Annotated in this window: 21 protein-coding genes; 16 read left to right on the top strand and 5 right to left on the bottom strand. The window is 46.9% G+C overall.

All coding sequences use genetic code 11. The features are described 5' to 3' along the window. The first annotated feature begins 27 nt into the window (after positions 1-27). Together odhB and lpdA are read left to right on the top strand one after the other, a co-directional pair. A complete protein-coding gene (gene odhB / locus OEY58_16610) occupies positions 28-1,296 on the top strand; it encodes a 2-oxoglutarate dehydrogenase complex dihydrolipoyllysine-residue succinyltransferase (protein ID MDH5327080.1) in 1,269 nt (422 codons plus the stop codon). An 18-nt stretch (positions 1,297-1,314) separates the two neighbouring features. Further along, positions 1,315-2,736 (top strand): dihydrolipoyl dehydrogenase, encoded by a 1,422-nt coding sequence (lpdA, locus tag OEY58_16605; GenBank protein MDH5327079.1) that lies wholly within the window; start codon positions 1,315-1,317, stop codon positions 2,734-2,736. A 173-nt stretch (positions 2,737-2,909) separates the two neighbouring features. Here the strand turns inward: lpdA and OEY58_16600 are convergent, their stop codons facing one another. The 3 genes from OEY58_16600 to OEY58_16590 all read right to left on the bottom strand — a co-directional run bounded on the left by OEY58_16600 (position 2,910) and on the right by OEY58_16590 (position 7,617). Next, positions 2,910-4,628: a hypothetical protein gene (locus tag OEY58_16600; GenBank protein ID MDH5327078.1), complete on the bottom strand. Its 1,719-nt coding sequence runs from the start codon at positions 4,626-4,628 to the stop codon at positions 2,910-2,912. A gap of 387 nt (positions 4,629-5,015) precedes the next feature. Further along, positions 5,016-5,867: a PDZ domain-containing protein gene (locus tag OEY58_16595; protein ID MDH5327077.1), complete on the bottom strand. Its 852-nt coding sequence runs from the start codon at positions 5,865-5,867 to the stop codon at positions 5,016-5,018. Positions 5,868-5,922: 55 nt separating this feature from the next. Then, the gene (locus tag OEY58_16590; protein MDH5327076.1) at positions 5,923-7,617 is read right to left on the bottom strand and encodes an ABC-ATPase domain-containing protein; all 1,695 of its coding nucleotides are present in this window, start codon (positions 7,615-7,617) and stop codon (positions 5,923-5,925) included. A 132-nt stretch (positions 7,618-7,749) separates the two neighbouring features. Here OEY58_16590 and OEY58_16585 point away from each other — a divergent pair, with 132 nt between their 5' ends. From OEY58_16585 to OEY58_16540, 10 genes are all read left to right on the top strand, one after another. Beyond that, positions 7,750-8,994 (top strand): MFS transporter, encoded by a 1,245-nt coding sequence (locus tag OEY58_16585; GenBank protein MDH5327075.1) that lies wholly within the window; start codon positions 7,750-7,752, stop codon positions 8,992-8,994. 159 nt (positions 8,995-9,153) lie between these two features. Then, positions 9,154-10,863: an EAL domain-containing protein gene (locus OEY58_16580; GenBank protein ID MDH5327074.1), complete on the top strand. Its 1,710-nt coding sequence runs from the start codon at positions 9,154-9,156 to the stop codon at positions 10,861-10,863. 207 nt (positions 10,864-11,070) lie between these two features. Continuing rightward, positions 11,071-11,325, top strand: a complete 255-nt coding sequence (locus tag OEY58_16575; GenBank protein ID MDH5327073.1) for a hypothetical protein — start codon at positions 11,071-11,073, stop codon at positions 11,323-11,325. Positions 11,326-11,434: 109 nt separating this feature from the next. Beyond that, positions 11,435-12,271: a DUF692 domain-containing protein gene (locus tag OEY58_16570; GenBank protein ID MDH5327072.1), complete on the top strand. Its 837-nt coding sequence runs from the start codon at positions 11,435-11,437 to the stop codon at positions 12,269-12,271. After that, positions 12,268-13,068: a DNA-binding domain-containing protein gene (locus tag OEY58_16565; GenBank protein ID MDH5327071.1), complete on the top strand. Its 801-nt coding sequence runs from the start codon at positions 12,268-12,270 to the stop codon at positions 13,066-13,068. The genes OEY58_16570 and OEY58_16565 overlap by 4 nt, the downstream gene beginning before the upstream one ends. Positions 13,069-13,282: 214 nt before the next feature. After that, positions 13,283-14,233 carry a hypothetical protein gene (locus OEY58_16560; protein MDH5327070.1) on the top strand — a complete coding sequence of 317 codons (951 nt, stop codon included), beginning with the start codon at positions 13,283-13,285 and terminating at the stop codon, positions 14,231-14,233. Between the two features lie 258 nt (positions 14,234-14,491). Further along, positions 14,492-16,420, top strand: a complete 1,929-nt coding sequence (locus OEY58_16555; GenBank protein MDH5327069.1) for a GAF domain-containing sensor histidine kinase — start codon at positions 14,492-14,494, stop codon at positions 16,418-16,420. Positions 16,421-16,438: 18 nt separating this feature from the next. Continuing rightward, on the top strand, positions 16,439-16,813 hold the full coding sequence (locus tag OEY58_16550) for a response regulator (protein MDH5327068.1): 375 nt from the start codon (positions 16,439-16,441) through the stop codon (positions 16,811-16,813). Positions 16,814-16,855: 42 nt separating this feature from the next. Further along, positions 16,856-17,239 (top strand): response regulator, encoded by a 384-nt coding sequence (locus OEY58_16545; protein ID MDH5327067.1) that lies wholly within the window; start codon positions 16,856-16,858, stop codon positions 17,237-17,239. After that, positions 17,224-18,873 (top strand): response regulator, encoded by a 1,650-nt coding sequence (locus tag OEY58_16540; protein ID MDH5327066.1) that lies wholly within the window; start codon positions 17,224-17,226, stop codon positions 18,871-18,873. Before OEY58_16545 ends, OEY58_16540 begins: the two co-directional genes overlap by 16 nt. 474 nt (positions 18,874-19,347) lie before the next feature. Here the strand turns inward: OEY58_16540 and OEY58_16535 are convergent, their stop codons facing one another. Continuing rightward, positions 19,348-19,677, bottom strand: a complete 330-nt coding sequence (locus OEY58_16535; GenBank protein MDH5327065.1) for a glutaredoxin family protein — start codon at positions 19,675-19,677, stop codon at positions 19,348-19,350. Between the two features lie 149 nt (positions 19,678-19,826). Beyond that, entirely contained in the window at positions 19,827-20,873 is a 1,047-nt protein-coding gene (locus tag OEY58_16530) for a tetratricopeptide repeat protein (protein ID MDH5327064.1), read from the bottom strand. 478 nt (positions 20,874-21,351) lie between these two features. Here OEY58_16530 and OEY58_16525 point away from each other — a divergent pair, with 478 nt between their 5' ends. From OEY58_16525 to OEY58_16510, 4 genes are all read left to right on the top strand, one after another. Further along, the gene (locus OEY58_16525; GenBank protein MDH5327063.1) at positions 21,352-22,008 is read left to right on the top strand and encodes a hypothetical protein; all 657 of its coding nucleotides are present in this window, start codon (positions 21,352-21,354) and stop codon (positions 22,006-22,008) included. A gap of 99 nt (positions 22,009-22,107) precedes the next feature. Beyond that, positions 22,108-22,473: a hypothetical protein gene (locus OEY58_16520; GenBank protein ID MDH5327062.1), complete on the top strand. Its 366-nt coding sequence runs from the start codon at positions 22,108-22,110 to the stop codon at positions 22,471-22,473. Between the two features lie 101 nt (positions 22,474-22,574). After that, positions 22,575-23,567, top strand: coding sequence for an acetoin utilization protein AcuC (locus OEY58_16515; GenBank protein MDH5327061.1), 993 nt, complete (start codon positions 22,575-22,577; stop codon positions 23,565-23,567). 14 nt (positions 23,568-23,581) lie between these two features. After that, positions 23,582-24,169: a GAF domain-containing protein gene (locus OEY58_16510; GenBank protein MDH5327060.1), complete on the top strand. Its 588-nt coding sequence runs from the start codon at positions 23,582-23,584 to the stop codon at positions 24,167-24,169. Positions 24,170-24,324: the final 155 nt, after the last annotated feature.

Below are 24,324 nucleotides of genomic sequence, written 5' to 3'. Positions count from 1 at the left end.
GGTTAATACAAGCAAGGAGAACAAGGAATGCTGGTTGAGGTGAAAGTACCTGTTTTAGCGGAGTCTATTTCCGAAGCGACGTTGATGAACTGGCATAAGAAAATCGGTGATGCGGTCCATGCGGAAGAAAACTTGGTGGATTTGGAAACCGACAAAGTGGTGTTGGAAGTGGTTTCACCCAAGCAGGGCGTGTTGAAGGAGATTCGTAAACCCGACGGTGCTAATGTCCTTAGTGATGAAGTGATCGCGGTTATCGACACCGATGGCGTAACTCAGACGGAAACGGCGGTGAATGATGATGGTGCCGCAGCGGTATTTCCAGAACCTTATGAAGTCACCAAAATTCCTCCGGCTGCTTCCACATACGATCAGGAGCTCAGTCCGGCCGTTCGCAAGTTGGTGGCGGAAAATGATGTGGACCCCAATAAGATTATAGGTACCGGTAAAGACGGCCGCTTAACCAAATCCGATGTGCTCAAATATCTTGAAACTGTAGAGAAAGTGGAATCGGAACCGGTGCCACTGACCCCCAGTAAAGTCCCTGATGTAAGCCTGCCACGTCCGGGTGTGGATATGAAACCGGTGAGTGACGGTTTGCGACCGGAACGACGAGTTCCCATGAGTCGTTTGCGTGCCCGTATCGCCGAGCGATTAAAAGAGGCGCAGAACACGGCTGCTATTCTGACCACATTTAATGAAATCAATATGCAACCGGTCATGGATTTGCGTAACAAGTACAAAGACCGATTCCTAAAACGCCATAACGTCAAACTGGGTTTTATGTCCTTTTTTGTAAAAGCGGCGGTTGAGGCACTAAAACAATATCCTGTGATCAATGCGTCCGTAGAGGAAAACGAGATTATCTACCACGGATTTTATGATATCGGCATTGCCGTCAGCTCGCCTCGTGGACTGGTGGTTCCCATTTTGCGCGACGTGGATCAAATGAGCTTTGCCAATGTTGAAGCCGCCATTTCGGGTTTTGGTGAAAAAGCCCGTGACGGACGCCTAACCATACAGGACTTGACCGGTGGCACGTTCAGCATATCCAATGGCGGTGTGTTTGGTTCTATGTTGTCCACTCCCATTTTGAATCCACCCCAAAGCGCTATTCTGGGTATGCACAATATTACCCAACGTCCCATGGTGGAAAACGGCGAAATCGTGGTTCGTCCCATGATGTATGTGGCGCTGTCATACGATCACAGAATAATCGACGGAAAGGAAGCGGTACTATTTCTTGTGGCTATTAAACAAGCCCTGGAAGATCCGGCCCGCATGTTATTGGATATATAACGCATAAGGGAGATAGTCATGGCTGACTATGATGTAGTCGTCATTGGTGGTGGTCCAGGTGGTTATGTGGCGGCCATACGCTGCGCCCAACTGGGAATGAAAACCGTCTGTGTGGATGCCTGGCAAAATGAACAAGGTCAATCCACCTTAGGAGGTGTGTGCCTCAATGTGGGGTGCATTCCTTCCAAGGCTCTGCTGGACAGTTCCCATCATTACCATTCCATGCTCAACGAATTTAAACATCACGGTATTGAAGTAAATAAACACTCTTTGAAGCTGGATGTGATGATGCGGCGCAAGGATCAGATAGTCGAGTCGCTCACCGCCGGCATATCCACCTTGTTTGCAAAAAATAAAGTGGACTGGATCAAAGGCCATGGACGTTTGCTCTCCAATAGTTGCGTAGAGGTGGTTCATCACGACAGCAAGTCCGAAGTCACAGAGCTGAATTGCAACCATATCATTATCGCCACCGGCTCCACACCGACAGAGTCGTCTCTGGCCCCTTTTGATGATGATTTGATTGTTGATTCCAGTGGCGCACTGAGTTTTTCAGAAGTTCCGAAAAACTTTGGTGTTATCGGCGCAGGTGTTATCGGTCTGGAACTGGGTAGTGTGTGGAGTCGTCTTGGTGCCAAAACAACGATATTAAATCGCGGAAATAAATTTTTGAAATCCGTAGACCGACAAATCGCTCGTGCGGCTAAAAAGGAACTGGAAAGCCAGGGCTTGAATATTCAACTCGGAGTAAAAATTAAAAAAGTGGAAAAAACCTCTGTTGGGGCAGTGGTACACTACCATCAGGAAGACAAGGAACATAAACTGGAAGTGGATAAGCTATTAGTGGCCACCGGTCGTACCCCCAATTCCGCGAATATCAATGCCGATTCCGTTGGTTTGCACATCAATCAGCGTGGTTTTATTGAAGTGGATGAACAGTGTCGCACCAACTTGCAAGGTGTCTATGCCATCGGTGACGTGGTGCGAGGTCCCATGCTGGCGCATAAAGCATCGGAAGAAGGCGTAGTGGTGGCAGAGCGCATCGCCGGACAATCACCCGAGATTGATTTTACCAAAGTCCCGTGGGTGATATACACGGCACCCGAAATCGCCTGGGTAGGCCGTAGCGCCGAGCAATTGGATGATCGCGGTGTGAAATACAAAACGGGTATCTTCCCGTTCGCCGCCAGCGGTCGTTCTTTGGCCATGGGCAGCGGAACCGGTATGGTGAAAGTACTGGCCGATGCGGAAACCGATCGCATTCTGGGTGTACACATCTTCGGCCCCAGTGCATCGGAACTCATTGGAGAAGCGGTTTTGGCTATGGAATTCTTTGCCTCCGCCGAAGACCTGGCTCGCACCATACACGCACACCCCAGTCTATCAGAAGCTTTGCATGAAGCCGCTATGGCAGCTGAGGGTCGCGCCATACATATATAGAGTTGCGGGGTGAGTTTGTGTATGCGTACAGATGCAAGCTCAGGGTACGTGGAATAGCTTGCGTATTTCGCCGAGCCGTGTGTCAGCTTTCCTGAATGTAACTATTTTGTACTCAACTCCAAATGTAAATTTACCAATGTTCATCGACGTAACACGATATGTGAAGGGTGGGGTCACTGATACACATTTCTAAACACCAAAGCCATCAATACAGCGGCTCCAATCAATAACAAGGCAAGCGGAGCCGGACGCATGCGTTTTAACAATAAAGACAGCATTTGTTCATGCTTAATATAGGTGGCATCTTGCAACAGGGGCATAACCTGATTGACGATGTCGTCCAAACGAAAAAAAATCTGTTGTTGTCTGAAAGCAATGGAGGTATTGCCGATAAGAATGTAGTGATCGGAATAGATGATATTTTTTCCACTGGCGGCAGCGTAGTTACGCGGGGTTTTTTTAATAATGAGCAAGCCATCTAAGGTACCGATGGCGGCTCGGAGGTGATAATAAAAAATTACCGGTAACGCCACTAACACGACAGCAATAAGTATTATCGGTCCCTGCATACCTGCCGGGGGCTTGTTGTAAAACACAATACCGATAAACGGTAACAGGATAACCGGTATCAAAGCGGTAAGCCAAAGCAGTTGAGTTTGTTTCTTGTTTCGCCGGACCCATTGAATTTCCGGGTTGTCAATATCAATAGACTCGGTGTGGCTGGCAAACTCTTCCGGGGTGCGTCGGACCTTGAGCACAGCCAGGCCGATGCCGCCCATCAGCATGATTACAAACAGGGTCACGGTGGCATAGCCCATCATACGGAGATTCGCTTGCTTCCCCTGTAAGGCGCTTAGTTTGTTGGCAATAGTTTGCGGTAATTGATTTGGCAAAACTTCACCGGCGTGATTCAAGACATGAATGCGAATGTTGGCCAGATCGCTGATCAGAACCTGTTGTTCCAGAACCGCTATGTCAATGGGGTCGGCTTTCTCAGGTAACGAAAGTGCTTTAACAAAATCCCAGGTGTCACTGAATACGACGATGCTTCCGTTTTGCATATTTCCCTGCATATTATTAACCCACCATTGATTGCCTACTTGGGCAAATGCAAAGGGCCAGCGGGCTTGTTTCAGACTTTCGTGATTGACTTTGTGACTTACGAGAATAGAACCGAAGGTTTCGTTGACAGTTTCCACCTCTTGTATGGCATGGTGATTGGTGTCCGCAAGCAGTAATTTGTTTTTGTGCAGTGTAATCTGGTTGGGATAACGCACCCCATGTTCTTTAATTGCCAGTGGTGTACCATCACTGCTATATTTGCGCAGAGTGTGGCGATCGGTATCGCTGATATAGACAGTGTCGGTGCTCCAATCCATGGCAATGTGAAAAGCACTATGGAAATCCAAATGTGAATTTTCTTCGTCAGTAGAAAACAATTTGCACTTACTGCTTTCCAGTTTGCATCGGACTAAGCCGGTGGTTTGAGAATGATTTAACGGTGGGTTTGCATCAGCTTGGCGCATAAAACGTCGCAGGCTTTCTGCGAATTTCGGTTTATATTCACCTCGACGAATGAGCAAATCGCCATTGCTGAAAAAGGCAAAATCACCCACCAGATCATAAACGTCAAATTGTGACAAATTAAACCGGGCCAGAAGTTTCATCTCCGGGTCCAGCTTATACAGGTCGCCGCTTATATGAATATACAGATTGCCTTGGGCATCAAACTGCATTTGATCGGGGCCGCCCAACTGGAGCATTTCGCTACGGGTAAAAAAAATAAGGGAGATCATGGCTAGGGCTGAAAAGACAATCAGTACGGCGTGAAGCGGTTTGACGTTTTGGTTCATGATAGAATCCACATCTGAGTCTTTAACAGTATAGATCATTGACCTATCTGTATTGCCCGCGGTAACTTATTAAGGGAACCTCTGATTAATTGCTGAATGAGCAGAGATGAGGAATAAATTGGTAAGTGCGAGGCGAAAAACGCAGGGAATATCGGGAATATTTTCAAGTTTTTCAACGAAGCAATTGACAATTTAGGCCTCATATATGCCATTCACGGAGTTAATCAGAGGTTCCTAAGCATAAAAACCGAAAAAACGCTTATGTGTGTTAAACCTGCAGGCGCTGTGATGGAAGTGCCGGCAATAAATCAAGAGGTGGGCTTATGCGGTGTTCCCCATTATCCGCCCAGTGGGTAGTTAAGCAGCGGCGGTGGGTGTGGCCATTGTTGCTGCTGTTAAGAATAAGGTCAGATTGTGAAGAGAAGATCATGGTCTTTCACTTCGAGTGACAATGCGAACGCCCAAAGGGCCGCACGGAATATAAAGGTGTTGTATAGTTTCAGCCCTTTTAACTTCTACAGCAATGCTGGTGTCAGCGGCGCACTGAGTGCTGGCGCTGCGCAAATCAGACCAGGAGTAAATGGGTTTACTGTTATAACGGATAATGGTATCACCCGCCTGAATGCCTGCATCCTGGGCGGGTGACGTACTCATGGTGCTTTCGACAACGACTTGGTTGCTTTGGCCGGTCGCATAAAGATAGGCGGCATAATCCTTATCGCTCATTTCGCCACGTAATGTATCCAGTCGTTGATCCAATTCCTTGCGTGCCTCACTGTAGCGGCTTTGACCAATCCAGCCTTCACGCACGGCCTGATCTCGCAAGTACAGTTTTTGCATTTCCACTTCATCGTAAATCTGTTGAATTCGTTTGACTTGATCCGGTGCTATGCCTGCAGCCAACATAGCGTCGGCATTGAACCCGGGGCCACGAACAAAGTCTTTGGGTAGGTCATGGGTGCGGTAGGTCTTGGATTGCGGTTCGTTACTGTCATCCTTACCTGGTTTTGCAATGCCGCGTTGTTCCAGGTCTGACACACGACGTTCCAAGGAATCGATACGTTGTTGCAACAATTGACGGGTTTTTATTTCTTCGTCCAGCAAAGCGCGTAGCTGCGTCAAGTCGGCGGAGTTTGCGTTAATAGGCGCAGTTTGGATGATACTGGGAGCCGGGGGTTGGTCGGCTATCGAAGGGGCAGGGCGCTGTAACCACAGTTCCATCCCGATGCCGGTGATGGCCAAAGCCGCTAATATGGGTACGTATCGTTTTGGTTTCATGGGGTGTCGGTATACCATTGCTCTGTTGCTTAAGACGTTACTTTGTCATAAAAGTTCAAGAGCTGTGCCAGTTCCCTTCCCGAATTCGATTAATGGCAGCGGCGACTTCGTGCAGGCGTGGCAAGGCCAGATTGCCCACTTTATAAGGGCTGACTGTATCCAGGCCTTTAGATTGTACATCCTCCATGCATTGCTGCAGACCCTGGATAAGATCTCCTGTTTGGGCATAGTGGCGGGCATAATAGTGTATCAACAAGCCTATACAGCGGGTTTGGCCCTGATCAATCAGTTGTTCTACCAGGGATAGGTCAATGTTGTGTTCACCGTAGTTGATGTTGCTGAGCCCGCGGGCATCAATTTTAACATCACGGTTGCGTCGGGACGGGTCCAATACGGCTTTTCCCGGGCGCCGTTGCGATATCCGTTGGAATGGAGGTAGTGTGGAATCTGAGCTCCGGGGTGGCCTGGCCAGCGACTTTGCGGCTTGGGTTACGTCTTTGGGTGCATAGGTATCCATCATAATAACCGTATCGGCGACATCAAAATAATCTCCGGAACCCCCCATTACAATCACTGACGATACACCATGTTGATCATACAGTTCCCGCACTCGGTACAACAGTGGAGTGATGGGTTCTTTGTCTTGGGCCACCAAGGCTTGCATACGGTCGTCGCGAATCATAAAGTTGGTGGCGGAGGTATCCTCGTCAATGAGCAGAACTCGGGTGCCGCATTGAAATGCTTCGATAATGTTTGCCGCTTGAGAGGTGCTGCCACTGGCGTTTTCGGTGCTGAACCGGTGTGTATCCCGATCAAAAGGCAAGCGATCGATAAACGGACTGATGTTAACCAAGGAGACGGCCCGGCCGTCCTCGGCTCGAACTTTCACCGCTGCCGCATCGCATACCACTTGTTCCCGACCGTCGCCGGGGATGTGGTTATAAACGCCGCGTTCCAGGGCGTGTAACAAGGTAGATTTACCATGAAATCCGCCACCGACAATGAGACTGATTCCTTTGGGAATACCCATGCCCGAAAGGGTTCCGCCATTGGGAAGTTGTGCCGTTACACTGAGAGATGGCGGTGCTTGAAAGGCCAGAGCAGCCTTTTTTAAGGGACTATCGTCCACGCCACTGCGCCGTGGCAGTATGGCCCCGTCGGCCACAAAGGCCACCAATTGTTGTTGTTCCAGCCAGTGACGTAAAAACTCCTGGTCTTCAGCGCAATTTATATGGGTCAGTGCTTGTTGCGATGGTAATTGGGCATATACCAGCGCTTGGTGCACCAGCTGCGGCAGTTCATCCATAAACATGGCAATGGCCTGTTGACCGGCGGCACGGCGTCCATTGGCCGGCAGCCCCATTGTAATACGCGCCTCAACCCAGGACTCGGTTACAAGCACGGCATTGCGCTGCAGAATTTGTTGACCGCTGGTGGATACATTCACTTCACCGCTACCACCGCTACCTCGATGGCCTTTGACTACTTTGCGAATGATTGAACTAAAGCGGCGACCCAGAAAGTCTTCCAGTGCGGTTTTGCGGATAGGGTTATTCCAGAGATTTTTTGGAAATGCCGCTATCTCCATGGGCACCTGAACGCTAACGCGTGACGGAGCGGCAAAGGGATCTCCCTGAACATGATCGATGCTGAGTGAAAATCGGTCATATTCATATTGGCCTTGGATATCTTTGAAGGCTTTATAACTTTTTCCATCCAGTTGATGTAGCCGTTGGCGAAGCTTTTCCATTATGCACCGGTGGTTGGTTGTTTTCAGAGTATGTAGTAACAAGCTATGCTATTTTATGTGATCGCGGCGGACCTGTAAAAAGCGAGCCTGGAAAATGGATAAACCATAGTGTTCGAGGTGTTATGAAGTAATATGAGGTGGATAAAACAATCACGCCAAACCTGGGCTTGGGCATTGTACGATTGGGCCAATTCTGCTTTTGCTACCACCGTCATGGCAGGCTTTTTCCCCATTTTCTTCAAAAAATTCTGGGATTCCTCTGCTGATGCCGCCACCAGTACTTTTCATTTAGGTGTAGGCAACGCCGTGGCCGGCATTTTGATTGTATTTGCAGCCCCGATTTTGGGGGCGATTGCCGATCAGATGTGTAATCGCAAACGGTTTTTATTGTTATTTGCCGCTGCAGGTATTGTGTTGACGGGGTTGCTGTTTTGGGTGGGGCAGGGCCAGTGGGCTTTTGCCATTGCTTGTTATTGCGGTGCCACTATCGGTTTTATGGGTGCCAACATCTTTTATGATTCCTTGATTATTTTTGTGGCGGATGCAGAGCGACGCGATCTGGTTTCCGCGCTGGGATATGCTATGGGCTATTTGGGTGGTGGTGTTTTATTCGCGCTCAATGTGGCCATGACCTTGGATCCGGCTGCATTCGGTTTGAAAGATGCGAGCGAAGCGGTGCGATTTTCCTTTTTGAGTGTGGCACTTTGGTGGGCTGTATTTGCGCTGCCATTACTGTTGTGGGTAAAAGAACCCAAAACGGTGCATCCAGGGGCGGCCAATGCGATTCGTCAGGGTTGGAGCCAGTTGCTGGGCACTATGAAACAGATTGGACAAAGGCGCAACGTGTTTTTGTTTTTACTCGCTTACTGGTTTTACATTGACGGTGTGGACACGGTGGTACGCATGGCCGTGGATTTTGGATTGTCTATCAATCTACATCAAAACGACTTAATCAAGGCTTTGTTGGTTGCCCAATTTGTGGGTTTTCCGGCGACCATCGCTTATGGTTATCTGGCGATGCAAATAGGGACTAAAAACGGGTTGTATCTGGGTTTGGTGTGTTATTCGTTGGTCTGCGTTTGGGCCTTTTTTATGACACAGGCCTGGGAGTTCTATACCTTAGCGGTGGCTGTGGGCTTGGTTCAGGGAGGAATGCAGTCCTTGAGCCGTTCCATGTATGCCTCGCTGATCCCCCCATCTCAGGTGGGAGAGTATTTTGGTTTTTACAATATGATGGGTAAGTCAGCCACAATTATTGGACCATTGTTACTTGGGTTCATCAGTCTCGCCAGCGGAGATCATCGTTGGGGTATGGTGTCCATTGTGATTTTGTTTATTGTCGGTGGATATTTTTTGGCCAAAGTGCAAACTCGCTGAGACGTGCTACGCCAAGGACGGGAAACAAATTTTTTACGCCGTAGCTCTATTATTATCAAAGAACTGTCTATACTTTCAGCAATAGCTCGTTGCCGGTAATAGCGTAGCGTCAGTCGAGTAAGTGGACAAAAACAGCGATCCAAACCTGAGGGGCAAGTGATGGCTCTGCGAATACTGTTAGTGGAAGATTCGGAAAGCGACGCGCTGCTGATTATTCGTCAGCTTAGAAAAGACGGATATTCGCCGTATTTTGAACGGGTGGATACCCCGGAAAACTTGAAATCCATGCTGGAGCAATATGCGTGGGACCTAATTATCACCGATCACAGCATGCCTTGTCTCAATTCAAAAACGGTACTGGATTGTCTTAGTGAATTGAATCTGGATATTCCTGTCATCATTGTTTCCGGCATTATTCCCGAGGAAATGGCGATTGCAACGATGAAAGCCGGTGCTCAGGATTATATTATGAAGGCCAACCTGGCTCGCTTGGCCCCGGCCATAGAGCGTGAGTTGCAGGATGCCAGCGTCCGTTTTGCCAAGAAAAAAGCTGAGAACACCATTACCCACATGGCGTATCATGACGCCTTGACCGGTCTTAACAATCGACATCAGTTTGAAAAGAGGTTGCAACAAGTGTTGGAAACCAGTTGGCACAGCGGTCAGTCCAACGGTTTACTCTATCTGGATCTGGATCAGTTTCGCGTTATCAACGATACCTGCGGTCACGTGGCCGGGGATATTTTTCTGAAACAGATTTCCAGGACACTCAGAGAACAGGTTCGTGACAGCGACACCTTGGCGCGCTTGGGTGGAGATGAATTTGGCATTTTACTGGAAAATTGTAATAGTGAGCCGGCGTTACGAATTGCTGAAAGCGTCTTGGATGCCATCGATGAATTTCGGTTTCAATGGCAGGAAAAGCCATATCGGATTAGTGCCAGTATTGGGTTTATGGAAGTTAGTGCCGAAAGCACCGGCATAGATGAAATTATGCGGGGTGTGGATCTGGCTTGTTACGCCGCTAAGGAGTCTGGAGGCAATCGCATTCGAGTTTATTCCCATCAAGATGATGATTTGAACCGTCGCGAGGGAGAGATGCTTTGGGTGACGCGTCTCAATCAGGCCCTGGATGAAAACCGGTTTCGCCTCTATGAGCAGGCTATTGTACCGGTTAACAACGTCAGCGGTGGTAAACCGCACAAAGAATTCTTGATTCGACTGGAAGACGACGACGGTAACATCCTGGATGCGGATACATATATTCCGGCGGCAGAGCACTATAATCTCATGCCCAAAATTGATCGCTGGTTTGTTCGCGCTGCAGCGGAATACCTAAACGAGCGCATGAAGTCAGTACAAAGTCGAGATCAATTGGGAGTTTATTTTCTCAGTGTCTCCGGATCGTCATTGAGTGATAGTTTTTTACAATACGTAAAAGATCAGTTACAACGCTACGCGGTACCTTATGAAACGATTTGCTTTGAAATCAATGAGACAGCGGCCTTGGCGCAGTATGGATTTGCATCGGAATTTATTCGTGAAATCAGAAAATGCGGTTGTCAGGTGGCACTGAATGATTTTGGTTCCGGCCTAAGTTCGTTTTCCTATTTAAAATCCGTTCCTGTGGATTTTATTAAAATCGATGGTTCTTTTGTCGGTCATATGGTGGAAGATCCTATGGATTGCGCCATAGTGGAAGCCATTAATGAAATCGGGCATATTGCAGGTTTGCGTACCATCGCGAAAACGGTGGACACCGATTCCACCTTGTTGAAATTAAAGGATATTGGGGTAGATTACGCTCAAGGGGTTAGCGTTGACGAGCCCCACCGTCTGGAGCGGACCGAGCTTAAATTCTCCGCATAATACTCCATATCTCATTTCCTTCGTAACAAAGTTCCTCTTGCTGCGTCTGAGTTGTGCGAGCGCTGAATTCGCAGATCACAGCAGTTGTCGATAATCCCCCTCAAATTGTCTGGTGTGATAATTCTGCGATAAATGGCTTGTTAAATAAAACTTTTGCACCAGCCGGGTGGTCCGGTCCTGGTGTGTAATCCAAAACCGGAGGAAATTATGAGTGTACATAAAAACACAGGCGTGGCTTTAGCCGTTGCAGCAGCGGGTTTGTTTAGCGTGGCGCCCATGGCGTCCATGGCAGGAGAATCTGATGCCAAGGTACATTGCTATGGTGTAAATAAGTGCAAAGGCAATAATGATTGCAAGAGTGCAACCAATGCCTGTAAAGGTCAGTCTGCCTGCAAAGGACAGGGTTTTGTCAGTATTTCCAAGGAAGCTTGCGACAAAGTAGGCGGTAAAGTCGGAAAATAGAAAACCCAAAGCCTAGACTAAATGGGCGTTTTCCTTAATAGAATTCGCCCCTTTGGTTAATCAGTTCAATAGTTAAGCAAGAGAAGCGGGTGTTGGAGAGTAAGCAGTCATGAACAATGAGACAGACTATTTAGGCTACGGTTTGGGCTTGCGGTCCGAGTATTACGATACGATTTTGCAGGAGCGTCCGCAGGTTGATTGGTTTGAGATATTGAGTGAAAACTACATGGTCGATGGTGGTAAACCACTACACTATCTGGATGCCGTACGCCGCGATTATCCTGTGGTTATGCACGGGGTCTCTTTGTCCATTGGCAGCGTGGATCCGTTAAATTGGGATTATCTCCAACAGTTAAAAACACTGGCACAGCGCGCGCAACCGAAGTGGATATCAGACCATTTGTGCTGGACCGGCTATGGTGGTCACAATCTGCATGACTTAATGCCACTCCCGTATACAGAGGAAGCGATTGATCACGTGGCGCAGCGGGTGCTGCAGGTACAGGATTATTTGGGGTGTCGTATTTTACTGGAAAATGTGTCCAGCTATGTCAGCTATGAGCATTCGCACATGTCGGAATGGGAGTTTTATTGCGCTGTGGTTGAACGTGCGGATTGCTTGATGTTATTGGACATCAATAATGTGTATGTGAGCGCCCGTAATCACAGCTTCAATCCGATGGATTATATCAATCACATGCCGGTGGAACGGGTGAGACAAATACATTTGGCAGGCCACAGCGACTACGGTGACTATGTTATTGATACTCATGATCACAAAGTGTCTGACCCGGTCTGGCATTTGTACGAGCAGGCTTTGCAGCGGTTTGGGGCAGTATCCACCATGATCGAACGCGATGATCGTATGCCTCCGTTCGAGGAATTGATGCAGGAATTAGAGCAGGCTCGTCGAGTAGGCGCTTTAGTTTTGGGGCAAGCGGCATGAGTCAATCGCAATCGATTTCCCTGGAGCAGCTCCAACAGGTTTTTAAGCAATATTTAATGCAAGGAAACCCCGGTATTAGAGAGCACATCAGTAAGCAGGGTGTACTGACTCAAGGATTTCGTTTAAATATTTACGCTCATGCTTATGTTGCGCGTCTGGTGGAGGCCTTGGCGGCGGATTTCGAAGCCTTATCAGCCCTGTTAGGTGAGCAACAGTTTTACGAGTTGGGCCGGGACTATATTCAGGCCCATCCTTCCATCAACACCTTTCTGCGTTGGTTTGGCAAAAAGATGGCGTCCTTCTTAAAGAGGACCAACCCCTATTGCCAGCAACCTTACCTGTATGAAATAGCGGCATTTGAATGGGCGTTGGTGGATGCATTTAACGCCGCCGCCGCCGAGCCAATCAATCTGGAGCACATGGCCGGTTTAGCGCCGGAGAAATGGCCGGGATTGGTGCTGCAATTTCATTCCTCGGTTACGCTCTGTGAGTACGAGTGGAACATACTTCCGATTTGGCAAGCCATGCGCGCTGAGCAACTGCTACCTGAAACGGCACATACAGGAGCAAAACAGCAGTGTCTGGTCTGGCGCCGGGACTTACGCACCGGATTTCGTACCTTGGAAGCAGATGAAGCTCTGTTGTTACCTATGGCTCTGAAAGGAAAAGATTTTTCACAGCTGTGTGAATTTTTGATGACCCAACCCGGAGGTGAAGCAGATACCGTGGCCCTGCGGGCGGCGTCTTGTCTAAAATCCTGGATTGCGGATGGTTTGGTGATTGATTTGCACACCTAGTTTTCCGGTTTTTACGGCTTGGTAGATTTGATTGTGGGCAGATGCCCGTGCATAATTCCGTATTTAGTAGCGGAATGGGTTCGTTTTGGTTAACTTATTTTTACAGAGTGTCGGTATATTCCAAACCGGTCGTACTCTTCGTATCGAGTCGTTCTCAATAGGATTGTTCAGAATAGGATCGTTCAGCGTTAGACGGTCTTCTGTTCTCGTCATTGTGGTCACGTTCGCTGTCTGTTGGCTGTCCACCGGCAAGGCGTTGGCCTACGAACCCAATCTACATTCTCAACTTAGTGCAGAAGCGCTGCGGCAGTACCAACAATGCAACCCCAGCGACGCCTGGTCGGTGAAGTACCGGGATCTATTTGTCCAATATTCCAAATTGGAAGACAGTATTCTGCATAATCCCAATCGAGGTCGGCAATGGCATTTCTACAGCCCCAAGGGTGATCTGGGCTTGAGCGAGTCTGGCGCGCAAATTTCGTTAAACACCCGGTTCTACGAGTTACTGGATGCCGCGGACCGTATGTTAAAAAATCCCTTCCTACAGGAGTTTGAGTTTAAGAAACTGTACGAAACCATGGGGCGATTAAGTCATTATGTCCAGGATGTTACTGTCCCCGCTAATGTAATTCCCATCTATCACTGGTCCGGGCAACGTGATCGATTCCAATCCTATTCATTTAAACCGGCAACGGCCTCTGGTGTATTTGAACAGAACAGAGACAGCATTTGCAAAGCGGTGTTGCAGGAGGGAGCTCAATTGGAAACGCTACTGGCGGAAACGGCCCGGCAGACCTTGGTGGCGGCTGAAAAGGAAAGTTTAAGTGTGATTGTGGGTAAAACTCAGCAAGTGTTCACCTGGTCATTGTTTTGGAGTGAACACCATCAGTGCCATCAACGGGAAAAGGAGAAGTTTAAGGACTATGGGCTGTTTGGGAATCGTTTTGGTTTGACTCAAATGAAAGACCGTTGTGACCCGGATGATGGACCGTCACCGATTTTACAATTTTGTAAAGAAACCGAATGCAAAGTAACCAAATCTCAATATGATGAATTTTCGTCGCGAAGACATATGGCAGCGATAACAGCGACTCAAAAGTTGTTGTTCTATTTACACACCAAAATCCGTCAGCGTTTAGAGAAACAAGTACCCCAGTTTGACTGAGTAATTCTTGAACATAGGGTGGTGATGCTTATTCATAGATGCCAGGGTATGAATAGTAGACTATAATTAAGGGGAAATTTGCTCAATTAGTGCGCATCGCAGCAGTGGCTTTCGGGGAGCCAAGGAGCTGTGCGGGTTTGTTGTACGCGCTGTATTATCAGCTAGGTAGTCTAAGCACGTTGCATTGGTTAGCTCCAATCGCAACAGGTCTATTTTGAAATTTGTTTAAACTGTCGCGGCAGCAAGGACGTTCTGGTAATGGTTGAACAGACTGACGTAATAGATTTTGCGGAAAACGCTCAATCAGCATCAGAAAAGAACCGGGAAAGCGGGTTGGAAAACATTCCGTTGGTGTTGTGTATAGGTCGGCAAATTTCGCAATTGAGTCCCATTACGAAGATTGAGCAACATCATGAACTGTTGGTGGTTTATGCTCAAGATGTAGAATCTGCGCAACGTATATTGGACCGGGATACCGTGGATGTGATTGCGATCAACGAAACCGGGACAGACAAAAATATCGAATGTCTGCAATATTTGGCAGGTTGTTGCAACATCGATCAAATTCCCGCCATTGCACTTGTAGAGACCCTGGATGAAGAGAAGCAAACCGCTCTGTTTCGTGGTGGTTTTATTGATTGTTTTGATGCCGGTACGCCCAAGTCCATTTTTCGACAAAAAATTATTCGACTGAAAACTTTTCGCAACTCCTGCATAAGTGACAACCGGGAAATAACTCATTTACGCAGTCGCACGCAAAAGCTGCATAAAATTCTCAAAGATAACAATAACTACTTGGAAAAGCTCAATGCCAGTTTGAAGTTTGAAAAACTAAAAAGAAAGGAACTTGAACAGGTACATTTCATTATCAACCGTTCCTTAATGACTATTAACGCTGGAAATGAAGCTTTACTATCTGCCAAGTCGGAAGCTGAGTTGGCGCAAGCCATGTGTGATGTGTTGGTTACCTATAAACGCTATTCCAGAGTTTGGGTTGGTGTCATTGAACAAGGCGATACAAAAAAACTCAAAGTACTAGGCCAGGCAGGTCTTTCTGATCGTTCCGAGTCGGTGGGTTTGAACTGTATGGATACACCTTACGGTTGCTCGACGATCAACAATGCTCTCGAATCCAGCGCCCCTGTGGTTAACGGGAATATTCCAAACAAAGCGTCATGCCTGCCGTGTTGGGAGGATGCGGAAGTGGGTGGCTTCAATGCGACGGTATCCTTGCCCCTGAATGTCGGTGATAAAGTGGTTGGAGCTTTAAATATAAGCGCCAATCTCGGTATGTCCATTGAACACGATGAGTTGGAGTTGTTGCGGAGCGTTGCAGCCGATTTGGCCTATGGACTTGACGCATTACGTTCCCGGTCCGAGCGCGATTACATGTTTCTGGAAATGAAAAGCATCAATAATGAGCTGGAAAAGAAAATTGAAAACAGGACCAAAACATTACGCGAGGCTAATGAAAAACTCAAAGACTTGGACAAATTGAAGTCCCTGTTTATCGCCTCTATGTCTCATGAGCTTCGTACACCATTGAACTCCATTATCGGATTTACCGGAATTGTATTGCAGGGGATGTCGGGCGAATTAAACGAAAAACAAAGCGATCAACTCAAGCGGGTATACGGTTCAGCGAAGCACCTGCTGGAACTCATCGTAAACGTGATTGATATCGCAAAAATTGAAGGTCATCGACTGGATGTTTTTCCCAGTAGTTTTTCTCTGAGCTCGGCAATTGACGAAGTTAAAGATGAGTTTACCGGCCTTGTGAATAAAAAAGGATTGACCTTGGCGGTCAAGGGTGTAACAAAAATAGAAATGCACACGGATCGTAAGCGAGTAACACAGTGTTTGCGGCACTTGGTCTCAAACGCGGTTAAGTATACAGAGGCGGGTGGTATAACGATCGAAGTGCAGGAGTCTGAAGAAGCCGTGGAAGTTCAGATTATCGATACCGGAATAGGTATTGAAAACGATCAGATGAAAAACTGCTTTCAAGCATTTGAACGGCTTTCATCGCACTTGAAAGTTAAAGCGGGCGGAGCAGGTCTTGGGCTATATCTAACCAAAAAACTCGTGATTGATTTATTAAAAGGAAGTATCGAAGTTGAAAGTGTACCCGGGCATGGCAGCACTTTTCGTTTGCTTCTTCCAAAAGTGTATTTTTCAAAACAATAATGGGGTATAGAGTAGCCTATGAAAACCGCGCTGGTCATCGAAGATAATTCAAACAATATGGAGTTAATCACTTTTTTGCTAAAAGCAAACGGGTTCTCTGTCATTCCCGCGACTTTAGGTGCTGAAGGTATCGAGATATTTAAAACAGCCGACCCGGACTTTATATTGTTGGATATTCAACTGCCGGATATGGACGGAATTGAGGTGCTAAGGAGGATTCGAAATATGGAAAAAGGCTTGTCAATTCCGATTATAGCGGTTAGCTCTTACGCCTTGACGGGAGACAGTGTGCGTTTAATCGCTTCGGGATGTGCCGGTTACATTGAAAAACCAATAGACCCTGCCAGCGTGATTGGCGAAATTAACCGAATTGTAGAGAATTGCGTAGCATAGGTGTGTAGTCAGGTATAGCCGGAAAGTCAGTCAGGATACTCAATGGAAAAAGTACTGATAATTGAAGACAACGATAATAATATGGAGCTCATAACCTTCATTTTGGAGGCAAGCGGCTATGAAACTTTACGTGCTCTGACCGGTAAGGAAGGTATTGAGCTTGCGCGTACTGCAGGACCCGATTTGGTAATACTGGATATCCAGTTACCGGATATTGATGGAGCCGAAGTTTTGAAATCCATTCGACAGTTTCGCGATGGAAAAAGTTTACCGGTTATCGCAATGACGTCCTATGCTATGGCCGGTGACAGAGAGAGCTTGCTTCAAATAGGCTGCAGCGGATACATTGAAAAACCTATAGACCCAGACCGCGTCGTCGGTCAGATTCACAAAATTCTAAGAGAGTTAAAATGCGAATACTCATAGCCGAAGATACAGAAGACTCTAGGATATTCTTAGAGGATTACCTTACTGGTATGGGTTTTGATGTCGTTGGTGTTGAAAATGGTGAGCAAGCCTACGATATAGCTGTAGAAATGCCATTAAGTCTTATTATTACCGATATTTTAATGCCGGAACTGGATGGGTTTGGTTTGTGTCGCAGAGTTAAAAGCAATTTGTCGACTGCCCATATCCCTGTGATGTTTTATACCGCCACCTATACCGAAGAGCAAGACAGGAGCTTAGCTATGTCCTTGGGGGCTTCGCGGTTTTTGGTGAAGCCCTTCGAGCCCGAAGCGTTGTTGGCAGAAATCAAAGCAGTCTTAAGGTCCAGCGCAGATTCGCACAGCAGGCTGGAAGGGGGGAACTATACCAAAGAGCACGTTGAAGTGCTTACCCGAAAACTGGATAAAAAAATAGAAGCCCTGAACAACGAAAAAATTTCCACCGAAAATTTGCACAATCAGATTGAGGCCATTAACAATGCCTTGCCGATATTGATCTCCGAGTTGGATAAAGACTTGCGTTATATTTATGTGAATGACGCTTATGAAAAATGGCACAAGATATCTAAAGAGCGCATTGTTGGCCGTAGAGTTTGGGACTTGGTGGGTGACGATGTCTACGAGAAAATTAGACCTCATTTAAGTAGAGCGTTGGCCGGTGAAAAAGTGTTTTGTGAAAAGGAACTCCGGTATCCCGATGGATTAACCCGCTATATTCAGGCACAGTATATTCCTAATATAGACAAAAAAGGAATGGTACAAGGGATTTATACGATTGTTGCAGATCTTACAGAAAAACATCAGGCGGACTTGGAACGGGAGAGGTTCGAACAACGGTTACGCCAGGGGCAAAAGTTGGAATTGATCGGTCAGTTAACCGGAGGTATTGCCCACGATTTTAACAATATATTAGGGATTATAAACGGTTTTTCCAGTTTGGCTTTGTTGCAAATACAAGATTCAATGAATCCTGCTCTGGAAAAAAACCTGGTGGAGATTCAAGCCGCAGGTCAGCGGGGCGCAGGGCTCGTGGCACAGTTGTTGTCGTTTAGTCGAAAATCGGGTGAGAATGCTTCTTTGGTAGATGTAAACAAAGCGATCCGGGACCTGGTAACCTTGTTGAAACCTGCCATACCGGCAACTGTGGCTATGGATATTAACGTCAGTGAAGGTTCGTTGTGGGTTAATATAAATTCAGTTCAACTGGACCAGGTGATTATGAATATATGCATCAATGCCAAGGATGCCATGAACGGCAGGGGAGATATTACATTGACCACTCGAAAGACCTTGGTTACCCAAGCGTTGTGTACTTCCTGTTTAAATGAACTGCATGGCGAATTTGCCGAAATTGTCATTCAGGACGCCGGACCGGGTATTGAAGCGGATGAGCTACAACGTATTTTTGAACCTTTTTACACTACCAAAAAACAAGGAGAAGGCACCGGCCTGGGGTTGGCTATCACCCATAGTATTGTCCACGATTTTAGTGGACACATTGTTATGGAGACAGAACAGGGTAAGGGGTGCGCAGTGCGGATTTTGCTACCGGTACAAGAAGTCGAAGCTATCCCGGATAGCGGATTGCACCGGACGGAGTTGAATGTTGTTTGATAGGTTTTCTTTAATCCGGAGTCGGTGATTTACATTGGCAGAATTACCCGTAATATTGTTTTTATTACTTGCTTCCCATTGCCTTGCCGATTTTGTGCTTCAAAATGAAACTATGGTGTCGGGAAAAAATCGCCACAGTAAACGGCATGAGGAATCCGGCGGACATTTTCCTCCTTGGTATTACTGGTTGGGAGCGCATGCACTGATACACGGTGCTTTGGTGTACCTGGTAACATATAACCTGTATTTTGGTCTGGCAGAAACTGCTCTTCATGCCTCCATAGACTTTTTAAAATGCGAAAGAAAGATTAATTTCCACCTGGACCAGGTTCTGCATGTCCTATGCAAAATAGCCTACGTTATTTATCTCTAACGGAAACTATCTCTAACTGAAACTATCTCTAACCACAACCGTCTCGCTGGAGCGCTATGTTGTTGATAGTTGGCCTGGTGTATTAAAACGGTTGATTCGCATTAGGAGCCGGAGTAAGCGCGCTGAATTGCTTTGGGGTTGTAACCCTGAATCACCACGCCTTTTACCAATAATACCGGTACGCCTCTACCGCCCAGTGACTTGTGCTCCTGATAGGCCGTTGAGGATTGTTCTATATCAAAATCTTTGTAGGGTATTCCACTGGCACTGAGAAAGGCTCTCGTTTGGGCGCAGTTGGGACACCAACTGGTAGAGTATAAAATGACATCGCTGTTGTATTTGGCACCATAGTTAGGAGCCTGCATAGTTTGCATGGCGAGCAAACTAAAAGCCAAAATCACCACCAGTCCAATGGGAATCCAGATTTTCACTGAGTATCTCCCTGATTAAAATATTGATGGTACTGCAAAGGAGCGCTGGAAACTACCCTAGGAAAAATAGGCGCTTTTCGAAATGGCAGAGTAATGTAGAAAGTTGTTTAATAGCAAGAATGAGATTGTCTTTAGAAATTATGACGTGTTTAGTAGAGGTTGTGGCCGGTTCCAGGAACAAGGCCGAGTGCTGCATCATAGACTCGTAAGGCCTTAACATATTGTCCCGTAGCAAAATAGGTGCTTCCCAAGTGTTCCAGAAAGTTCAGTTCGTGTTGGTATTTGGTCAACGGTTTCAGTAAAGTCAGTGCCTGTGTGCTGAAATAGTGGGATTTTTCCGGACAGTTTTGTTCTAACCATTTTCTACCCAGGTCTGCAATGAACCGCGCCGTTTTTAGTTTCAATGTAACCGGGTGTTCATCAATGCCGGATACGGCGTGCTCGGCTATGTCGCTCGCTTGCTGTAGTTGTTGTTGCCTGAGTAATGCTATACCTTTGTCCAGCCAAGTGTCTATATAACTTGGATTGTTCAGTCCCACGGTTTTGATTTTAATATTCAGGGATCGGGTAAAATAGTTTAAAGCGTTAGCATAATCTGCTTTTTCAAAATAGTGGTGTCCTATCTGTGTTAATACGGATGTTATAAATTGGATTTCTTCGTTGGTGTGGGTGTTGGATAAATCTCCCATATAGATTTCACTGTTTTTAATAGGCTCAATAAATCGCGTCGCTGCATGCTGTAAGGCTTGTTGGTAACGGTGAGGAGTTTCCAAGGGGGAGGGTTGTTGCGAGTGTGGCAGCTTTTCCAAGGCAGACTGAAAATAGGAGAATGAAGTGATATATTCGAACGTATTCAAATAATACCAACCCAATTCATGGTCTATAGCAGCTCTACTTGCTGCGGGAACGAACTTGGTGTTGGTTTCCAATAGCCGTATCACTTGGTTGATATCCGCCCGTTGCAGATGGACCGTAATGGCGTGCTTCAGTTTCGGAGCTACCTTCAACTGTTGCGTGGCTTGCAAGCGAGTTGCAATAAAGGTGTTAAAATCCGCTACACTTTTGCTCAGATTGGCCTGTGTATGTTGCAGTCCCGAAAGTTGACGGGCAACGATTTGCAGTAAAAACTCCGGATGCAGGCCGTGTTCGGAGGGTTCATCCAGACCATACAGCAAGCGGTTGTAGCTGGCACGCATATGGGATTCCCGCAACAGTAATTGAGCTTGATAGTCGGGTTGGGTGATATTCAGATCTGGGCTTGGTAGCAGCGGTTGGGCACTGCAGGCACTGAGTAGCAAAACCATCAAAAATAAAAAAAGGTTTGCATTACAGTCATATTTTTCTACAATTTTGCTTGGAGTTTTATCCAACCGCTTGCATTGTTTGAAAAATTCTTGGCACAAATACCGCAACATGACAGGACCAACAGCTACAAAAATAGATAATGAAATTAACAGGATACAACCTTGTCTCGGTTTTGATACCCGGTTCCAGTATGCGGGGATTGGTCAGTCGATGCAAGTATCCCAAAATGAGAATCTATTCTGTGAAATCGCTTAAACAAGCTGGGGCTGAGACGATATAGTGTTTATGGTTTTGTCTGTATGAGTTTCCATACCCTACTGAATTTATTATAAAAGGTACTACAGCTACGCTGTGGAAATGGTGGGTCATATGTTTATTCGACTGAATTTAGCTCTATGTTTGTGCTTGTTGGCCTTACCCGTATGGGCCAAGCCAAACACTACGACATCCGCCAAGTGCGGTTCGTTGCAAGAATCTGAATCCGAACCTTGTGTATTTACGTTAAAGGGGAAATCCTTTCGTATCCAAACCAACGGCAAAGGTGTAAGGTCAGATGGTCAAACCACCCGGTTTTCACTCAACGTTCCCGGTCGGGATGTCATATCCGTGTTGTACTATGGCAGTTACGGTGATGACATTATCTTGGTTTATGAAACTGAAGACGGGGAAAGTTCGGCCAGCTATGTCGTACGTCTTGACGGTCAATCACTGAGTCCCAAGTGGGAGACGCATCTGGAAGGTTTTAACACTGCCAGTGGTTTGATTGATGCTGGATTTTTGTACCAAACCGCAATTGGGTTGGTGGCAAAGTTGGATCTGGAAACAGGAAGTTTCGTTTGGATTCATAAAAACCTGTATGATCGCGCATATTTTTCGTTTAATAGCTTTGAAACCCCGGAGAAAAACGGTGGAAAAATAGTGTTTAGGGAGGTACTGCAGACGGGAGTGGCTTATGATGAGCCGCGTTCTGTGGTTGTGAGCGATGCAGAGGGAGTGATTCGGGTAGAAAAACCCGTATTTAAGTAAGAGAGCTTTTGCCCGAACCGTTGGGTGCAAAATGGAAGTAGCTGGTACTGATCGTGCAATGTGATTGCAAATTGATTAACTCATTACGGGAGGATAATCATGAAACCGGCTTCTTCTTGCAGATGGTTTTTAATTTTGATGTTACTGGGTTTCCAAACTTATGTATCACAAGCTCATGCAGCTGAAAAATGGATTGTGGGAACTTGGGAGCTGTTTCACGATCCGGACGGTAGCGATAAAGACTGGATAGAGTTTACCGAAACCGGCTCTGTGGTTTCCTTCACCAACGACAAACAAAACCGGGTACGTGGCACCTATCAGGTGGAGCCGGGGGAAGTACGTATTGTCTACGAGTTGTATGGCCAAGCCATTCCCATTACCCTGACATACAAAAACAACAAGTCAGCGCTTTATGCCTTTTCATCCAGAACAGGTAACTATTCCACCTACAAAAAAATTCCATAGCAAACCACCACTTGCCCATGGCATCGCGATTTATGTCTGCTTGGTTGAATACATAAACCGTTCCGGCTCAGCCTAACCCGTTTTCAATGTTGTATACTAAAATGAATGCGATTCCAGCTAATCGGGAGAAATCGGTGGCGCATACTTGTTTATATCAAGGCAAAGCTTTGGCGGACTACGGATTCGGAGAGGGGCATCCATTCGGCCCGGATCGGCATGATGCCTTTATGCAAAAGGCACAACAACAGGGACTGCTTCAACATCCGGAGATTTCACTTTTGGAACCCCTGAGCGGCGATGAGTCAACCGTAGAATTATTTCATACCAAGGAGTATGTGCAAAAAGTCCGGTCGATGTCCAAGCTGGGCGTGGGATATCTGGACCAGGGTGATACCCCGGCACGACGAGGAATTTACGAATCGGCTATGACAGTCGTGGGTTGTGTGGTTGACGCGGTGAACCGCATTATGACGGGTGAGTTTAACCGAGGTTTTGTTCCCATTGCGGGATTACACCATGCGCGTAGAAACAGTGCATCCGGCTTTTGTGTATTCAATGATTGTGGCATTGCCATTGAAGTACTGCGTCAATGTTACGGTGTAAAACGTGTGGCTTATGTGGATATAGATGCCCACCATGGCGATGGCGTGTTTTACAGTTTTGTTGAAGATCCGGATCTGTGTTTTGTGGATTTTCACGAGGATGGTAATTACTTGTATCCGGGGACCGGATTTGAGTATGAAACCGGTGAAGGCCTTGCGCAGGGAAGTAAGTTGAATATCTGCCTGGCACCCGGAGCCACGGATGAGCAATTTTTGGCGCGTTGGCCGCAAGCGGAAGCCTTTTTGGAGCGGGCTCGGCCTGAGTTCATATTGTTACAGTGTGGTGCCGACAGCTTGGGTGGTGATCCTATCACTCATTTGCAGTTATCAGAACAAGCCCACAACTATGCGGCTAAACGTTTATGCAAAATTGCCGATGTATACGCCAGCGGTCGTATATTGGCTATGGGTGGGGGAGGCTACAACCGCGACAATTTGGCAGCCGCGTGGTGTGCGGTACTGTCAGAGCTTCTGGAATCCCACGATGTGTAAGGAATTCGACGGTAATGGAAAAACAGGTTCTTCAACAAAAACTGCATGAATTAAAGAAAAAACAACAAGTTATAGATAGCGCTTGGGAGAAAGTCAGCAATCAGAAACTGATTGAATTTTTTGTGGAACTGGTACCCAAAGTTCTCAACGTGGAACGGTGCAGTATTTTTGTATTAGATCCGGTAGAGGATAATCTCTGGCTACAATGCGGTACCGGCGTGAAACAACGACAGATAACCGTACCCAAGTGGAACTCCATTGTGGGGCAGGTGGTATCCAGCGGTAATATGGCGGAAGAGTACGATCTGGAAAATACGGTGGGTGCCCATGATACGGTGGATGTCACGACCGGCTTTGTGAGTCGGGATTCACTTTGCGTACCCATCAAAGGCGTGACCAAGGACAAAGTGACAGGGGCAATCCAAGTATTGAACAAAATCGATGCCGGTCATTACAGCGACGAGGACAAGGAAACACTGCGCAAGGTGGCTTTTCACATCCAAATGCATGTGGAAAACGTATTCATACGTCAGCAAATGGTTCGCATCTCAGAGGATATGGGTAAGAAAATCAAAATGTTAGAGAATAAACTGCGAACATAGTCGCAACGCATCTTTCAAAATGCGTAAAGAAAAAGCGGATGGTGGTGACACCATCCGCTTTTCTTTCGCGACATCTTACGGGTTCTATAGCAGTACCCGAGACGTAGTGGAGCTTCCAGGCGAACCTGGGCGTTAACAAGTAGCTCCGGAAGCAG

Source organism: Gammaproteobacteria bacterium (genome assembly GCA_029882975.1).
Taxonomy (GTDB): Bacteria; Pseudomonadota; Gammaproteobacteria; order SZUA-152; family SZUA-152; genus JAJDNG01.
This window is presented reverse-complemented; position numbering and strand designations above follow the sequence as displayed.

Bases quoted from the DNA above. Each gene is read 5' to 3' on its own strand.
- odhB (MDH5327080.1), top strand. From the start codon at position 28: ATGCTGGTTGAGGTGAAAGTACCTGTTTTAGCGGAGTCTATTTCCGAA.
- OEY58_16575 (MDH5327073.1), top strand. From the start codon at position 11,071: ATGAGTGTACATAAAAACACAGGCGTGGCTTTAGCCGTTGCAGCAGCG.
- OEY58_16570 (MDH5327072.1), top strand. From the start codon at position 11,435: ATGAACAATGAGACAGACTATTTAGGCTACGGTTTGGGCTTGCGGTCC.
- OEY58_16515 (MDH5327061.1), top strand. From the start codon at position 22,575: ATGAATGCGATTCCAGCTAATCGGGAGAAATCGGTGGCGCATACTTGT.
- lpdA (MDH5327079.1), top strand. From the start codon at position 1,315: ATGGCTGACTATGATGTAGTCGTCATTGGTGGTGGTCCAGGTGGTTAT.
- OEY58_16585 (MDH5327075.1), top strand. From the start codon at position 7,750: ATGAGGTGGATAAAACAATCACGCCAAACCTGGGCTTGGGCATTGTAC.
- OEY58_16565 (MDH5327071.1), top strand. From the start codon at position 12,268: ATGAGTCAATCGCAATCGATTTCCCTGGAGCAGCTCCAACAGGTTTTT.
- OEY58_16520 (MDH5327062.1), top strand. From the start codon at position 22,108: ATGAAACCGGCTTCTTCTTGCAGATGGTTTTTAATTTTGATGTTACTG.
- OEY58_16595 (MDH5327077.1), bottom strand. From the start codon at position 5,867: ATGAAACCAAAACGATACGTACCCATATTAGCGGCTTTGGCCATCACC.
- OEY58_16545 (MDH5327067.1), top strand. From the start codon at position 16,856: ATGGAAAAAGTACTGATAATTGAAGACAACGATAATAATATGGAGCTC.
- OEY58_16590 (MDH5327076.1), bottom strand. From the start codon at position 7,617: ATGGAAAAGCTTCGCCAACGGCTACATCAACTGGATGGAAAAAGTTAT.
- OEY58_16600 (MDH5327078.1), bottom strand. From the start codon at position 4,628: ATGATCTATACTGTTAAAGACTCAGATGTGGATTCTATCATGAACCAA.
- OEY58_16525 (MDH5327063.1), top strand. From the start codon at position 21,352: ATGTTTATTCGACTGAATTTAGCTCTATGTTTGTGCTTGTTGGCCTTA.
- OEY58_16510 (MDH5327060.1), top strand. From the start codon at position 23,582: ATGGAAAAACAGGTTCTTCAACAAAAACTGCATGAATTAAAGAAAAAA.
- OEY58_16530 (MDH5327064.1), bottom strand. From the start codon at position 20,873: ATGCGTGCCAGCTACAACCGCTTGCTGTATGGTCTGGATGAACCCTCC.
- OEY58_16540 (MDH5327066.1), top strand. From the start codon at position 17,224: ATGCGAATACTCATAGCCGAAGATACAGAAGACTCTAGGATATTCTTA.
- OEY58_16550 (MDH5327068.1), top strand. From the start codon at position 16,439: ATGAAAACCGCGCTGGTCATCGAAGATAATTCAAACAATATGGAGTTA.
- OEY58_16580 (MDH5327074.1), top strand. From the start codon at position 9,154: ATGGCTCTGCGAATACTGTTAGTGGAAGATTCGGAAAGCGACGCGCTG.
- OEY58_16555 (MDH5327069.1), top strand. From the start codon at position 14,492: ATGGTTGAACAGACTGACGTAATAGATTTTGCGGAAAACGCTCAATCA.